We start from the raw sequence: 15,074 nt of genomic DNA, 5'->3' as shown, positions 1-15,074 counted from the left end.
CAACGCCATGCCCCTCCTGCCCGACCTTTCCCAGACATGCTGCCACCGACGCTGCCGTCGGCGGTGGTTGAAGCCAGCAATCCGGGGGCGACGCTGATCGACGCACTTCTTTCGGCCTCGGCGGCCGGCATAATCGAGCTTCTTTCGCCCAATCCGCCGGGCTGGGGCGGCACGCTCTTGCTTGGGCTGCTCCATTCGATCGAGATCGCGCTCGGCGCCACGGTCCTTGGTCTCCTGATCGGCACCGGTGGCGCCTTTGGCAAACTTTACGGCGGGCCGGTCGTACGCGACTTGCTGGCGGTTTACACCACCATCGTGCGCGCCGTGCCCGAACTGGTGCTGATCCTGCTGCTCTATTATGCCGGAACAGACCTGATTAACCAGGCGCTGACGGCAATGGGCTACCAGCGCGTCGACGTCAGCGGCCTTGCGGCAGGCATCGCCGTGCTCGGCTTTGTCCAGGGCGCCTATTCGACCGAAGTGATTCGTGGCGCCATCCTGGCCATACCGCAGGGCCAGATCGAAGCCGCCCGCGCCTATGGCATGTCACCCGGGCTCATGCTGCGGCGCATCACCTTGCCGGCGATGCTGCCCTTCGCCATACCCGGGCTCGCCAATCTGTGGCTGATCGCCACCAAGGATACGGCCCTTCTGGCGGTCGTCGGCTTTTACGAGCTGGCGCTGGCGACGCGGCAGGCGGCGGGCGTCACCAAAGCCTATTTCACCTTCTTTTTCGCCGCGGGCGTGCTCTATCTCATCTTGTCGCTGGTCTCCAACCTGCTCATCGGCCGTCTCGAGGCCTGGTCGCGGCGCGGTATGCCGTCGCTCAAGGATGCGCGCTGATGGCCGGAGAAGCGACCATCATCAACGCTGCCGCGCGCACGTCGCTGTGGCTGCAGCCGCATCGCATCGTGCTGATCCTGGTCGCGATCGCGCTGGTTTTCGGTGCAGCCTTCTTCATGCGCTGGGACTGGCTGCCGCAATATTATGAAATGGGGCTTCTCGGCATCTGGCGGTCGCTGTGGATCCTGGCCGTCACCTGCTTTCTCGGCTTCCTGCTCGCCGTGCCGCTCGGGCTGGCGCAGGCCGCCGGCCCGTTCTGGTTTTCCGCGCCCGCCAGGACATTCTGCACCGTCATCAGGGGCACGCCGCTGCTGATCCAGCTGTGGCTGCTCTATTACGGGCTCGGCTCGCTGTTTCCGCAATATCCGTGGATCCGCGAATCCTGGATGTGGCCGTATCTCAGGCAAGCCTGGCCCTATGGCGTGCTGGCGTTGACCTTGTCCTTCGCCGGCTATGAGGGCGAGGTGATGCGCGGCGCCTTTGCTGGCGTGCCGAAGGGGCAGCTCGAGGCAGCCCGCGCCTTCGGCATGAGCCGCTGGAAGATTTTCCGCCGCATCTGGCTGCCGCAGGCCATCTACCGGGCGCTGCCGACGCTGACCGGCGAAACCGTGCTGCAGCTGAAGTCGACGCCGCTGGTGGCGACGATCAGCGTCATCGACATCTTCGCCGTCTCGTCCAAGGTCCGGCAGGACACCTACCTCACCTACGAACCCTTGCTGCTTTTGGCGCTGATCTACATGATCATCACCGGCATACTGGTGTTTGCATTCAGCAAGATCGAGGCGCGGATTCCGAACAAGGTGGGCTAGGGAATAGTGAGTAGGCAGTAGTGAGTAGTCAACATATGACCGGGAAACCGCTTGCTTTCGCTACTCCCTACTGACTACTCCCTACTCACTCACCACCAATCGGGTCCGCACCATGCAACTCTCTCTCGACCAGGCAACAGGGCTGTGCCGGATGGCGGCACTCGGCGCCGGCGCCAATGAGGAGGCGGCGCGGTCGCTCACGGCCTCGATCATTGCCGCCGAGGCGGAAGGGCTTTCGAGCGTCGGGCTGACCCATTTCATCGATTACCTCGAAGCGCTGGAAGCCGGCCGCATCGACGGCAATGCCGATCCCGTGATCACCAGGCCGGCGCTCGCCGTCTATCAATCCGATGCGCGTGGCGGCCTCGCCCATACCGGCTTCGACCGCACCATCGACGACCTTGCCAAGGCGGCAAGGCTGTTCGGCGTCGCCATCTTCTCGCAGAAGAACGCTTATACCTGCGGCGCACTAGGCTATTTCACCGGGCGTCTGGCGCAGCTGGGATTGGTCTCCTTCGCCGCCACCAACGGGCCGGCGGTGCTGGCAGGCTCGGGCTCGGTCAAGCCGGTCTATTGCACCAACCCGATGTCGTTTGCGGCACCCGCCGCCGATGGCGCGCCGCTGGTCATCGATCAGTCGTCGAGCGCCACCGCCTTCGTCAACATCCGGAAGGCGGCCGAGGACGGCAAGAAGATCCCCGAAGGCTGGGCGCTGGACGCCAGCGGCAACCCGACCACCGATCCGGCCGCTGCCATGAAGGGCGCCATGCTGGCCTTCGGCGGCCAGCGTGGCGCCAACATCGCGCTGATGGTCGAAGTGCTGGCGGCTGGCCTGTCGGGCGCCAACTGGTCGCTCGACGCGCCATGGTTCAGCGGCGGACCGGACAGCCCCGGAACCGGCCTGTTCGTGCTCGCTGTCGAGCCCAAGCTGCTCGACCCGGATTTCGAGCAGCGCATGAAGGACCAGCTCGACCGGCTGCGCCGGCGCTTTGGCGTGCACGTGCCGGGCCGGGCGCGGGCCGAAGCGGCCGAGAAGGCGCAGGCGCGGGGCATCAATGCCTCCAAAGCCGTGGTGCAGCGCATTTCCGAATTCGCCGAGCGCTACTCGGGCTGAAGCAGTCCTGCGACAACGAATTTTACGCGACCTGGCTGAACCTTTCTACCGATCGCAACGACCAATAGCTGCCGGGTCGGGTTTGCCCGGTCGGTGTCTTCTGTCGGATACGTCCAGGGCCCGGGCGGGCGTATGCCGTCTCAGCTTATCCGCCCCGTTGCGCTCTGTCTCGACCGTTGCGTCACCCGGAAAACCCCGCTTCGGCGGGGTTTTCTGCGTTCGCGCTCTGTGTGCTAAAACATGATGGCGGAAGTTAACTTTTGTTAACTTGACTTGCCGGGAACCATCGGGCGTTTGCAAGGGATCGTCACAACAACAGGAGCTACGATGTCCGCAACCACCGACGCTTCCCGCGGCAAACTTATCGTTCCGGTGTTTGGCCGCCTGTATTCGTCGCTGCATGATGGCGCCGAAACCCTTCTGCGCGTCGTCGCCGGCGGGTTTCTCACCATTCACGGCTCGCAGAAGATCACCAACCCTTTCGGCGCCGCCGAGATGGTCGAAGGCCTCGGCTTCTATCCCGGCGCGTTCTGGTCGTTGCTTTTGTCCTGCACCGAATTCTTCGGCGGCATTCTGATCGCCATCGGCCTGTTGACTCGGCCCGCCGCCTTTGCCGGCATGATCGTGCTGCTGGTCACCGTCTGGTTCCACTGGATCACTGTCGGCCAGGGCTTTTCCGGCGCTGAAAAGTCGCTTCTATGGGCGGCGATCCTGCTGTTCTTCGTTATCCGCGGCGGCAACCGCCAGTCGGTCGACGCGCGCATCGGCAAGGCGTTCTGAAGGGTCTATAAGAGGGTGGCAGCGACGACGCGTCACCCTTTGCCTTTGGCCCAAAACGGACTATGAAACGGCTTCAGCCAAGCTTTCGAGCGCCGGAGCCAGCCATGACCGAAATCCTGCAGATCCCCAAGCTCGTGGTCGTCTTCGGCGGCTCCGGCTTCGTCGGCCGCCACATCGTGCGGGCGCTGGCCAAGCGCGGCTACCGCATCAGGGTGGCGGTGCGCCGGCCCGATCTGGCGGGACATCTGCAGCCGCTCGGCAATGTCGGCCAGATCCAGCCGGTGCAGGCCAATGTGCGCGTGCGCTGGTCCGTCGACCGCGCCGTGCAGGGCGCCGACCATGTCATCAATCTGGTCGCCATCCCGCATGAAAGCGGCCGGCAGAAATTCAACACCGTGCACGAATTCGGCGCCCGCGCCGTCGCCGAAGCCGCACGCTCGGTCGGCGCAGGGCTCACCCATATTTCGGCGCTGGGCGCCGACCTCAACGCCGAGTCCGACTATGCCCGCACCAAGGCGCTCGGCGAAAAGGCCGTCCTGGAGACGATCCCGGACGCCGTCATCTTCCGTCCGTCGATCAATTTCGGACCCGAGGACAGTTTTTTCAACCGCTTCGCCGACATGGCGCGCTATTCGCCGGTGCTGCCGCTGATCGGCGGCGGCCAGACCAAGTTCCAGCCGGTCTATGTCGGCGATGTCGCCGAAGCCGTGGCGCGTTCGGTCGAGGGCAAGATCAAGGGCGGCCAGATCTATGAACTCGGCGGGCCGCAAGTGCTCACCTTCAAGCAGTGCATGGAAGAGCTGCTCACTGTCATCGAGCGCAAGCGGCTCCTGGTGCCGGTGCCGTGGTGGATGGCCAATCTGCAGGCCTCGATCCTCGGCCTGCTGCCCAACCCGTTGCTGACCAAGGACCAGGTGCTGCTGCTGCGCCAGCCCAACATCGTGTCGGAGGAGGCCAACAAGGCCAACCGGAACCTTGCCGGCCTCGACATCCAGCCGCAGTCTATCGGCACAATCCTGCCCAGCTATCTCTGGCGCTTCCGCGCCGCAGGCCAGTTCCAGCGCAAGCCCGCCGGCATCGCGTAACAAGGCGTTGCGCCGTTAAACGCGCCGCGTCACCTGCATCGGCAGGCCGCCTTGCGGCTGTGTCGTCAGTTTCTGCACCGGCCACGGCTTGGTCTCGGCCGTCACGTCGAAGCGGAAGCGCGACAGCATGATGGCCAGCGCAATGATCGCCTCCTGCATGGCGAAGCTGGCGCCGATGCAGATGCGCGGACCGGCGCCGAACGGCAGATACTGGAAGCGGTCGATCTTCTCGCGGTTTCCCGGATGGAAGCGTTCGGGCATGAAGGCGTCGGGCATGTCCCACAGTTTTCTGTGGCGGTGGACGACCCAAGGCATCACCAGTACGGCCGCGCGCTTGGGGAGCACCAGATCGTTCCAGGTCTCCGTCTCGATCGGCTCGCGGTTAATCGACGGCGCCGGCGGATAAAGCCGCAGCGCCTCCTCGAAGGCGGCGCGGGTGAACGGCATTGCGTCGAGCCATTTCGTTGGGTCGGGTTCGCGCGCCAGCACGGCATTGATCTCGCGCTCGACCTTTTCGCGCTCCCACGGCGCTTCGGCGAGGCAGTAGATCGTCCAGCCCAGTGCCCGCGCGGTGGTCTCGTGGCCGGCGCCGATGAAGGTGATGATGTTGTCCTCGACTTCCGCCCGCGTCAGCCCGTCGGGGCCTTCGGCGCGCAGCAGAAGCGTCAGGAAATCCTGCGGCGCGGTGTCGGGGTCGCGCTTCAGCCGCTCCTCGCGCATCTTGACCGTATCGGTGACGATCTTGCGGAAATAGGCCATGGTCTTGCGGCCGCGGATGCGGGTCAGCCGCGGCAGCCATTCGGGCGCGCGCAACAGGTCGAGCGGATCGACACGGCCCATCGTTTCGAACAGGCGGTCGATCTCCTGCGCGAAACTGCCGGGCTCGCCCGCAATCTCGCCCGAAAACAGCGTCTCGGCCAGGATATCGTAGGTGAGCAGCGTCATGTCGTGGGCGACATCGGTCATGCCGCCTTCGTCATAGCGGGCGACGAACTGCATCGTGCGGCGCAGCATCGGCTCGGCGAAGCCGAAGATATGCCGCGGCGTGAACACCGGCGCCATCGCCTTGCGCGAGCGCTTCCACACCTCGCCTTCGGCGGTCAACAGCCCGTCGCGCAAGATCGGTCGCAGGATCATCTGGCGCACCGTCGCCATCTTGTAGTTCTTGGCGTTGTCGATCAGCACGTGGCGGATAAGGCCGGGATCGTTGGCGACGATCAGATGCCCGCCGACGCCATTCGCCGAAATCCAGGGCTCGTTGTAGGTGTGCTCGCCCCACAGTTCGAGCGGATTGCGGTAGACGATCCGCATCATCTCCAGCGTCGAAGGCGGCGTCGTGCGCGGCCTGGGCGCCGGCGGCACGAAGGGGACGGGCTGCGTGTCCATGAGGTGCTCCGCTGATAGCTCAGATGTAGTGGCTGGCAATCCGGGCGTCCATGTGACCGAACGGCAAACTGAAACGCTGCAGCGCCCGGTGTGCCCGACAGACGGTGTGTTCATCGGATCGTGACCGCCGGTGAAACGGTTGCGGCTTGTCCGGTTGGACACTCTGCCATAGGTGACAGTTACCAACAGCTACTGCCAATCGCCCAGGAGAGTCCGCTTGAAGCACAAGCTGAACATCATAATCGGCAGCACGCGGCCGGGCCGCGCCGGGCCGGTCTTCGCCCACTGGCTGGAGGATTTTGCCCGCGAGCACGGCAAATTCGAACCGGTGCTGACCGACATTGCCACGTTCCATCTGCCGGTTCTGGACGAGCCGCATCACCCCAGGCTCGGCAATTACCAGAACGACCACACCAAAGCCTGGTCGAAGGTCATTGATGCCGCCGACGCCTTCGTGTTCGTTGCGCCGGAGTACAATTATTTCGTGGCGCCTGCGATCGTCAACGCCATCGACTACCTTGCGCGCGAATGGAAATACAAGCCAGCCGCCATCTTCAGCTATGGCGGCGTTTCCGGAGGCCTGCGCGCCGCGCAGGCGCTGAAGCCGCTGCTGACCGCGGTGGGCGTCATGCCCATCTCGGAAGGCGTCGCGCTGCCGATGTATCAGAAACTGCTGGAGAGCGACGGCTCCTTCCAGGCTAGTGAGCAGGTAGAGGGTGGGACCAAGACCATGCTGGACGAGCTCTCGCGCTGGAGCGGGGCGCTGAAGCCGATGCGGGCGGCCTGAAAGAGCTGTTTTCAGCTAAAAACCCGGCTTGCTCATGCCATAAAGAGGTGGAATGTTCGCGCAAATGAACGAGCCGGGGGCGGTTCGACTTGCGCCTGCTGTTTGCCTTGCTGCTGATGCTTGCGACCACCGTCACCGCGGTGGCGGAGCGGCGCGTGGCGTTGGTCATTGCCGATAACGACTACCGGCTGGTGCGGCCGCTTGCCAATCCGGTCAATGACGGCGAGGCAATGGAAGCGGCGCTGAAGAAGCTTGGCTTCGAGGTCGTTCTCGAAACCAATCGCGACCTGCGGCGCATGCGCCGGGCGCTCGACGATTTTCGCGAGGACGCCAAGGGCGCCGACGTAGCGCTGGTGTATTTTTCCGGCCACGGCGTCGAGATCTCCGGCGACAACCGGCTGTTGCCGGTCGACGCCGACGCCTCCTCGCTCGACAAGCTGGAGAAGACCAGCCTGCCGCTGGAGGAGGTGCGCGCTGCCGTTTCCGCCACGGCAAAGGTCGGGCTGATCGTGCTCGACGCCTGCCGCAGCGATCCGTTCTCTGGGACTAGCGGCGACGGACGCGGCGCGACATCGCTGATCAAGGGCCTTGTGGACAAGATCAAGCCGGGCCTCGGACGCGTCGGCAAGGCGGAAAACATCCTGTTCGCCTTTTCGGCGGCGCCCGGCGAGACGGCTGCCGACGGTACCGGTGCGAATTCGCCCTTTACAGCGGCGCTGACCAAATACCTCGGCACCGACGGGCTCGAAATCCGCTCGGTGCTGACGCTGGTGCAGCAGGAGGTCTACGACCTTTCGCGCGGGAAACAGCTGCCCTACGTCGAGAGCGGGCTGCCGAAGCTGTTCTTCGCCTCGGCGGCCAAGGAACAATTGCCGGAGCGCGAGCGGCTGCTGCTTGCCATGGCCGATGTGACGCCGGAAATGCGCGGCGCGGTCGAGCGTGTCGCCAGCAATGCCGACATGCCGCTGGCGCCGCTCTATGGCGCGCTGATCAGTTCCGACACCAGCCATCTCTCCGGCGAAAGCCTGGACGCCAAGCTGCGCGAGGCCGCCGACGCCTTCGTCAAGGTGCGCGGCGAGATGAAGACGCTGGCCGCCGACGACCCGCAGGTGGCCGAACTGCGCCGCCAGGCCGAGGAACAGTTGGCGCTCGGCGCTTTCGATGGTGCACGCGTGATCCTCGCCAAGGCCGCCGACGTCGACAATGTCTCGCGCCAGGCGTTGAAGGCCAATTTCGTCAGCCGCACCCTGTCCGAAGCCGCGACGCTATTTCTCTCGGGCGGCGCGGCGCGTGCCACCCTGGACTATGCAACCGCCATCAAGGACTATGAAACGGTGCTGTCGCTCTACGGCGAGGCCGGGCAGACCTCTCTCAGCCTGGAACAGGCCGACCGCCAAAGCCGCACGCTGGAAGAGCTCGGCATCCTCTACACGACGGTCGGCAACACCGATGCCGCCGGCCGAGCCTTTGCGGCGCTGGTCGCCAACCTCGAGCAGCGAGCGCGCCAGGAAACCGATCCGAGCGTCAAGCGCGACCTCGCCATCGGCCATATCAAGTTCGCCAACATCAAGATGGCGCAAGGCGATCTGCCGGCCTCCCTGCAAAACTATGAGGCGGCCAGGGACATGTTGCAGGGCCTGACCACAGACGTGCCGGACAAGAAGGACTGGCTCGGCGATCTCGCCATGGCCCATGATAAGATCGGCAATGTGCTGGCCACGCACGGCGACGTGGGTGCGGCAGCCCAGGCCTACCAGCAAAGCCTGTCCATCAAGCAGCAATTGGCCGATGCCGAGCCGAACAGCGTCTATCTGCTGCGCGACCTGACCATTACCTACGACGAAATCGGCGGTCTTGCCCGCACCGCCGGCCAGCTGGATGGCGCCCAGACTGCATTCGAAGAGAGCCTGAGAATTCGGCTGGCGCTGGCGCAGAACAACCCCGACGACCCCAGGCATCAGCGCGCCGTCTCCGTCAGCTACACCAGGATCGGCGACGTCCTGCGCGAGCGTGGCGACGCTGCGGGCGCGCTCGACGCCTACAACAAGAGCCAAATAATCGCCGAAGCGCTGGTGCGCCGCGACTCAAACGACACCGATTTGAAGCGCGACCTGTCGGTCGGTTACGCCAAGATCGGCAATGCTTACGGCGACCAGAAGGACTGGCCACTCGCGTTGGAGGCCTACCAGCAAGCGCTGGCCACGGCGCGAGACCTTGCCGCCAGGGACCCAGGCAACACCGACTGGCAGCGCGACCTATCGGTCTGTTTGGAAAAAATTGCCGGCGTGTTTGATGCCCAGGGCAATATCGCCGGTGCTTTGCAGAACTATCAGGACAGTCTCGTCATTGCCAACCGATTGGCAAATCTCGACCCGGGCAATTCCGACTGGCAGCGCGACCTGTCGATCACGTTCGAGGAAATAGGCCTGCTGGAGACCAAGCAGCGCCACTATGAGGGCTCGAAGAAGGCCTTCGAAGCCAGCCTGGCCATCCGCCAGCGGTTGGCCCTGTCCGATCCAGACAATGCGATCTGGCAATTCGATCTGGTACAGGCCTACATCAACTATGCCTATGTGGCGAAGAATCCGAAGGCTGTGTTGTCCCAGGCGCTAGACCTGACGCTGGAGCTTGACCGCACAGGCAAACTGGCGCCGAGGGACAAACCCACGATCAAATATCTGCGCGGTCTTCTGGCCAAATTGAAAGCCGCGAAAAAATAGCCGGCTGCCAGCTCGGGATTCAGCCCTGAAATGCCCGCAAACCTTGGAAAAACCGCCTTTTGCGCCTATATCTAGGACATCAAAGCGGCGTGATTCGAAGCCATTTTTTCGCGCTGAGCATGCGGCATCAATCAGACAGGTTTTCATGAGCGATCAAAGCGACAACGCCAACGGCGCTGAGGCCGAATACGGCGCCGATTCCATCAAAGTTTTGAAGGGGTTGGACGCTGTCCGCAAGCGGCCGGGCATGTATATCGGCGATACCGACGACGGCTCGGGCCTGCATCACATGGTCTATGAGGTGGTCGACAACGCCATCGACGAGGCGCTGGCCGGCCATGCCGACCTCGTCACGGTGACGCTTAATCCCGACGGTTCGGTCACCGTTATCGACAATGGCCGCGGGATTCCGACCGATATTCACACTGGCGAAGGCATTTCGGCGGCCGAAGTGATCATGACGCAGCTGCATGCCGGCGGCAAATTCGACCAGAATTCCTACAAGGTGTCTGGCGGCCTGCACGGCGTCGGCGTCTCGGTGGTCAACGCGTTGTCGGCCTGGCTGAAGCTGAAAATCCGCCGCAACGGCCAGATTTTCGAGATGAGCTTCACGCATGGCAATGCCGATGCGCCGCTCAAGGCCACCGGCAGCTATGAGCAGAACAAGCAGCCCGGCACCTATGAGGGCCGCAGCGGTTCCGAGATCACCTTCTTTCCGTCGTCCGAAACCTTCACCATGGTCGAATTCGACTTCGGCACGCTGGAGCATCGGCTGCGCGAGCTCGCCTTCCTGAATTCCGGCGTACGCATCATTTTGACCGATGCCCGCCATGCCGATCTCGTGCGCCACGAGCTGCACTATGATGGCGGCCTGGAAGAGTTCGTCAAATATCTCGACCGGGTCAAGAAACCGCTGATCGACAAGCCGATCGCCATCAAGGCCGAGCGCGACGGCATCACCGTCGAAGTGGCGATGTGGTGGAACGACAGCTACCACGAGAACGTGCTGGCCTTCACCAACAACATCCCGCAGCGCGATGGCGGCACCCATCTGGCCGGCTTCCGTGGCGCGCTGACGCGCCAGATCACCGGCTATGGCGAATCGTCGGGCCTGACCAAGAAGGAAAAGGTGGCGCTGATCGGCGACGACTGCCGCGAAGGCCTGACGGCGGTGCTGTCGGTCAAGGTTCCCGACCCGAAATTCTCCTCGCAGACCAAGGACAAGCTGGTCTCGTCGGAAGTCCGCCCGGTGGTCGAAGGCCTGGTCAACGAGGCGCTCGGCACCTGGCTGGAAGAACACCCGACCGAGGGCAAGGTGGTCATCGACAAGGTGATCCAGGCGGCTGCGGCGCGCGAAGCCGCGCGCAAGGCCCGCGACATCACCCGCAAAAGCTCGCTCGGCGTCACCTCGCTGCCTGGCAAGCTCGCCGACTGCCAGGAGCGCGACCCGGCGAAATCCGAAATCTTCATCGTTGAGGGTGATTCCGCCGGCGGCTCGGCCAAGGGCGGCCGTTCGCGCCAGAACCAGGCGATCCTGCCGTTGCGCGGCAAGATCCTCAATGTCGAGCGCGCCCGCTTCGACCGCATGCTCGGCTCCGAGATGATCGGCACGCTGATCACCGCGCTCGGCACCTCGATCGGCAAGGACGAGTTCAACGCCGACAAATTGCGCTACCACAAGATCATCCTGATGACCGACGCCGACGTCGACGGCGCCCATATCAGGACCTTGCTGCTCACCTTCTTCTTCCGCCAGATGCCGGAGCTGATCGAGCGCGGCCATCTCTACATCGCCCAGCCGCCGCTCTACAAAGTGACGCGCGGAAAAAGCTCGCAATACATCAAGGACGAGAGCGCCTTCGAGGAGTTCCTGATCGGCTCCGGGCTGGAGGAGGCGTCGCTGACGCTTGCCTCCGGCGAGGCGCGGGCCGGACAGGATCTGCGCGGCTCGATCGATGATGCACTGGCCGTGCGCCAGCTCATCAACGGGCTGCACACGCGCTACAACAGGGGCGTGGTCGAACAGGCGGCGATCGCCGGCGCGCTCAACGCCGATGTGCTAAACGACCTCGGCCGCGCCAATGCCATGGCCGAACGCGTCGCCCAGCGCCTCGACATCATTGCCGAGGACACCGAGCGCGGCTGGACCGGCCGGCTGTCGACCTCCAATGAAGGCGTCGGCGGCTATGTGTTCGAACGCACGGTGCGCAGCGTCAAGGAATTCGCGCAGCTCGATGCCGGGCTGATAAATTCGGCCGACGCACGCCAGCTCGACCGCTATGCCCCGCGCCTCATGGAAGTCTATGGCGAGCCGCCGGTGCTGCGCCGCAAGGATGTCTCCGAAACCATTTCGGGGCCGCTGGCGCTGCTCAACGCGGTGTTTGCGACCGGCCGCAAGGGCCTGACCATGCAGCGCTACAAGGGCCTCGGCGAGATGAATGCCGAGCAGCTCTGGGAAACCACGCTCGACCCGAATGTGCGTTCGCTGCTGCAGGTCAAGGTCAATGACGCCACCGATGCGGATTCGCTGTTTTCGCGGCTGATGGGCGACGAGGTCGAACCGCGGCGCGAATTCATCCAGGACAACGCGCTGTCAGTTGCCAATCTGGACATTTGAGGGCTGGGGGCCCATCGCTTCGTCATCCTAGGGCGGAGCAAGGAGCGCAGCGACGCAGCGCAGACCCTAGGATCCATGCCGTGTGGTTAAGGCCTTGAAAACGGTGCAGAATTCTACGCCGCTGCATCATTCGACCGAGGTCACGGAATGGATCCCAGGGTCTTCGCGACGGAGCTTCGCTCCTGCTTCGCCCTAGGATGACGAAGTTGAGGGGCTTCAGTCAATCTCCGCTCAACTCGGTTCCAGCTTCCGACCAAGGTCCACCGCGTCGCGCAGCACTTGCAGATGCGAGCGCGGCGCGGTGCCCGCCGGCAGGGCGATTTCGACGCCGTTTGCCGTCGATGACCAATAAAGCGTGTGGGTGAAGATACGGCCAAGTGAGCTGCGAAGCTCGATCTGGATGTTCTCCACACCGGGGCCGAAGTTTTCCGTCATCGGACCGGAAATCGGATCGCCTGTCGCCCAGCCATTGCCGCGGTCGTAGACGTTCGTCCAGCGCGTTGCCGCAAACACCGCGCCATGATGCACCGCGCGCTGCGCCTTGCCTTGGCTGTGTCCTTCCCGGTAAAGCACGGTGCCGCCGGGGCGCCCGTCATCGGCAATCGGCGGGCAAGCCGAGAACAGGCGCTCGGCAAGGCCACGCCTGAATTCCGCGAGATTGTAGGTCACCAGGAATTCGCTGTGGGAGAGCGGACTGCCAAGCGTGACGAAATCGCTGATCTTCCAGGGCAGCGGGTGGTCGGCGTCCTTGGTCCGAAGCTGCTGGTAGAGCGCCCATTGACCGCGCCGGAATCCGGCGAGGTCTTCAAGGTTCTTTGGCCACGCTGACCCATCAGAGCCGAGCGTTGCCTTGTCGACGGCCTCGACCGCCGCCAGTTTGGCCTTGTCGCGGACCGCTTCCAGCCTTCGCGGCCGGAACTCGGCCCACAGGATCTGCAGCAAATCATAGGCGATGATCGACCCAAGGCTGTGCGAGACTAGCACGATGCGGTCGTAAGCATCGTCCTTCATCAGCGTCTTGAGCAACGTCAGGCCTCTGTCGCGGATCAGCGCACGCTTCTCGATCGTCGCCGCCTCGGCGCGCACATAAGCGGCGACGTCACCGAAATAGGGCAGGGCGAACTGATCCACCGCCCAGATGACAAAAGAAGCGAGGGTGGTGATCATCAGGCCGGTCGTCAAGGTAACGGCCTGTTGCCAGACCGATGTTGCCAGCACGAGTGCTGCGCCCAGAATGACGATAACGATCAGAAGTGTGGCGACGTAAAGCTTGCGGGCGTCGAGCGGAATGTCGGCGGGCTTGCGCCACAACAGGTTCGTCACCCAGGCGGCCAGCCGGCCGCGCGTCGTGCCTTGCGTGATGTCGGCCCAATAAAGCTCGTAGAAATCGGTACGGCGGCCATCGACGTCGTAGGGCGTGGTGATGCGGCGCAGCTCGTGTGACTTGGTCCGGCTGTCGGGCGTGATCCAGCTCTGGTTGATCGTGGCGCCGGAAACGGCCGGATCGGGAATCTGGGCGTAGGGTGGAGCACGGGTGGGATCGCTGCTCCAGACCGCCTGGACGAATCCCCTCAGCGTACCCATCGGCCGCTGCTCGCCCATGCCATGCACGATCACCACCGCCTGGCTGGGCTGCGCCTTTTTGTAAGCCAGCGATGCGACAGTCTTGGGCATCAGCGTCTCCGTTGACGACATCCGACGGCGGGATCGCTCATGCTACCCCCGGCTCACCGAGCCAACAATACACGGCAGCCCATGTGGACCTCCGTGAACCAATCCACAGTTTCGCAGTCGTGCCTCGGGCCGCGCGGAAAATAGTTCCGTTCCCGGTAAGCAAATCATTTCATTGCTCCTCGGAACGGAAATCGCTCAGGAACATTGTGACGACATCGATCAATTTCTCGCAGGGAGGCTCTTTATGGGACGCGGTATTTTGCTCTGGTTGCTCGGTATTCCGATCCCGATCATCATTCTCATCATGCTGTTCGTACGGTAGGAGGCGTCGATGCAGTCCACCGTATCGGCTGTCGACGTATCTGCTTCCACAGAATCCTCCGCCACGGCCGTCAGCTGGGGGCCGATCATCGCCGGCGCCTTCGCGGCCTCGACGCTGACCTTCATCCTCATGCTGCTCGGCTCAGGACTGGGGCTGACCATGGTCTCGCCATGGTCCGGCGCCAGTGCCTCGCTGACCACCTTCGCGGTGTCCGGCGCGATCTGGCTCATCATCGTGCAATGGCTGTCCTCCGGGGTCGGTGGCTATCTTGCCGGACGCCTGCGCACCAAATGGGTCGGCATCCACACCGACGAGGTCTATTTCCGTGACACCGCGCACGGCCTCCTCGCCTGGGCGCTGGCGACATTGCTGGTCGTCGGCATTCTCGGGTCGGCGCTGTCGGCAGTGCTTGGTTCAGGCGTGCAGGCGGCTTCTACCGTTGCCTCAGGCGCCGCCATGGGTGCTTCGGCCGGCGCGTCCGCCAATGCCGGCAGCGCACCGGCCGACAATGCAACGTCCTATCTTGTGGATACGCTGTTCCGTCCGGCTGATGCCGCCAGGCTCGCGGCGGCCAATCCGGACAGCGATGCGGCTGCGGCCGGGCAGGCTTCGCGCATCCTCGTTGCCAGTGCGGCGGCAGGCGAAATTTCGGCTGACGACAAGACCTATCTGTCGCAGCTGGTCGCCGCCCGCACCGGGCTTTCCGAGGCTGACGCCAAGGCGCGTGTCGACGCCCTGGTGGCCAGGGTCGAGGACGCCAAGGTCAAGGCCAAGCAGGCCGCCGACGCCGCCCGGAAAGGCAGCGCCACCTTCGCACTGCTTGGCGCCCTGTCGCTGGTTATCGGCGCCTTCATCGCCAGCGCTGCGGCAGCACTGGGCGGCAGGCAGCGCGACGACGAGGAAGCGGTTTTCCTGACCAGCCGCTGAACCGGTCTTC

General features: G+C 64.0%; 11 protein-coding genes. 9 read left to right on the top strand and 2 right to left on the bottom strand.

Annotation, left to right across the window (positions count from 1 at the left end; translation table 11 throughout):
* Nucleotides 1-177: 177 nt before the first annotated feature.
* The 5 genes from NKI31_RS20635 to NKI31_RS20615 all read left to right on the top strand — a co-directional run bounded on the left by NKI31_RS20635 (nucleotide 178) and on the right by NKI31_RS20615 (nucleotide 4,631).
* Entirely contained in the window at nucleotides 178-843 is a 666-nt protein-coding gene (locus NKI31_RS20635) for an ABC transporter permease (protein WP_032893169.1), read from the top strand.
* Complete coding sequence (locus NKI31_RS20630; protein ID WP_352652442.1) at nucleotides 843-1,652, top strand: ABC transporter permease; 810 nt, start codon at nucleotides 843-845, stop codon at nucleotides 1,650-1,652. The genes NKI31_RS20635 and NKI31_RS20630 overlap by 1 nt, the downstream gene beginning before the upstream one ends.
* 112 nt (nucleotides 1,653-1,764) lie before the next feature.
* Nucleotides 1,765-2,766 carry an Ldh family oxidoreductase gene (locus tag NKI31_RS20625; protein ID WP_352652441.1) on the top strand — a complete coding sequence of 334 codons (1,002 nt, stop codon included), beginning with the start codon at nucleotides 1,765-1,767 and terminating at the stop codon, nucleotides 2,764-2,766.
* A 327-nt stretch (nucleotides 2,767-3,093) separates the two neighbouring features.
* Nucleotides 3,094-3,546 carry a DoxX family protein gene (locus tag NKI31_RS20620; RefSeq protein WP_023689223.1) on the top strand — a complete coding sequence of 151 codons (453 nt, stop codon included), beginning with the start codon at nucleotides 3,094-3,096 and terminating at the stop codon, nucleotides 3,544-3,546.
* Between the two features lie 104 nt (nucleotides 3,547-3,650).
* A complete protein-coding gene (locus NKI31_RS20615) occupies nucleotides 3,651-4,631 on the top strand; it encodes a complex I NDUFA9 subunit family protein (RefSeq protein ID WP_023693143.1) in 981 nt (326 codons plus the stop codon).
* Nucleotides 4,632-4,646: 15 nt separating this feature from the next.
* Here NKI31_RS20615 and NKI31_RS20610 read toward each other — a convergent pair whose 3' ends face one another.
* Nucleotides 4,647-6,017, bottom strand: coding sequence for a cytochrome P450 (locus tag NKI31_RS20610; protein ID WP_352652440.1), 1,371 nt, complete (start codon nucleotides 6,015-6,017; stop codon nucleotides 4,647-4,649).
* 217 nt (nucleotides 6,018-6,234) lie between these two features.
* On the opposite strand from NKI31_RS20610, the gene NKI31_RS20605 reads away from it, so the two are divergent.
* From NKI31_RS20605 to gyrB, 3 genes are all read left to right on the top strand, one after another.
* Nucleotides 6,235-6,804 (top strand): NADPH-dependent FMN reductase, encoded by a 570-nt coding sequence (locus NKI31_RS20605; protein ID WP_352652439.1) that lies wholly within the window; start codon nucleotides 6,235-6,237, stop codon nucleotides 6,802-6,804.
* Nucleotides 6,805-6,893: 89 nt separating this feature from the next.
* Entirely contained in the window at nucleotides 6,894-9,524 is a 2,631-nt protein-coding gene (locus tag NKI31_RS20600; RefSeq protein WP_352652438.1) for a caspase family protein, read from the top strand.
* Nucleotides 9,525-9,669: 145 nt separating this feature from the next.
* Nucleotides 9,670-12,141, top strand: coding sequence for a DNA topoisomerase (ATP-hydrolyzing) subunit B (gene gyrB, locus NKI31_RS20595; protein WP_023671333.1), 2,472 nt, complete (start codon nucleotides 9,670-9,672; stop codon nucleotides 12,139-12,141).
* Nucleotides 12,142-12,372: 231 nt separating this feature from the next.
* Here the strand turns inward: gyrB and NKI31_RS20590 are convergent, their stop codons facing one another.
* Nucleotides 12,373-13,815 carry a hypothetical protein gene (locus NKI31_RS20590; RefSeq protein ID WP_031193857.1) on the bottom strand — a complete coding sequence of 481 codons (1,443 nt, stop codon included), beginning with the start codon at nucleotides 13,813-13,815 and terminating at the stop codon, nucleotides 12,373-12,375.
* Nucleotides 13,816-14,146: 331 nt separating this feature from the next.
* Between NKI31_RS20590 and NKI31_RS20585 the strand changes: the two genes are divergently transcribed.
* Nucleotides 14,147-15,064: a membrane protein gene (locus NKI31_RS20585; RefSeq protein WP_023729730.1), complete on the top strand. Its 918-nt coding sequence runs from the start codon at nucleotides 14,147-14,149 to the stop codon at nucleotides 15,062-15,064.
* The last annotated feature ends 10 nt before the right edge of the window (nucleotides 15,065-15,074 follow it).

It is taken from the genome of Mesorhizobium sp. M0659 (assembly GCF_040320605.1).
GTDB lineage: Bacteria > Pseudomonadota > Alphaproteobacteria > Rhizobiales > Rhizobiaceae > Mesorhizobium.
Note: the sequence above shows the minus strand (reverse complement) of the source record. Positions and strands in the feature narration are given on the sequence as shown.

Bases quoted from the DNA above. Each gene is read 5' to 3' on its own strand.
- NKI31_RS20630 (WP_352652442.1), top strand. From the start codon at position 843: ATGGCCGGAGAAGCGACCATCATCAACGCTGCCGCGCGCACGTCGCTG.
- NKI31_RS20625 (WP_352652441.1), top strand. From the start codon at position 1,765: ATGCAACTCTCTCTCGACCAGGCAACAGGGCTGTGCCGGATGGCGGCA.
- NKI31_RS20620 (WP_023689223.1), top strand. From the start codon at position 3,094: ATGTCCGCAACCACCGACGCTTCCCGCGGCAAACTTATCGTTCCGGTG.
- NKI31_RS20615 (WP_023693143.1), top strand. From the start codon at position 3,651: ATGACCGAAATCCTGCAGATCCCCAAGCTCGTGGTCGTCTTCGGCGGC.
- NKI31_RS20610 (WP_352652440.1), bottom strand. From the start codon at position 6,017: ATGGACACGCAGCCCGTCCCCTTCGTGCCGCCGGCGCCCAGGCCGCGC.
- gyrB (WP_023671333.1), top strand. From the start codon at position 9,670: ATGAGCGATCAAAGCGACAACGCCAACGGCGCTGAGGCCGAATACGGC.
- NKI31_RS20590 (WP_031193857.1), bottom strand. From the start codon at position 13,815: ATGCCCAAGACTGTCGCATCGCTGGCTTACAAAAAGGCGCAGCCCAGC.
- NKI31_RS20585 (WP_023729730.1), top strand. From the start codon at position 14,147: ATGCAGTCCACCGTATCGGCTGTCGACGTATCTGCTTCCACAGAATCC.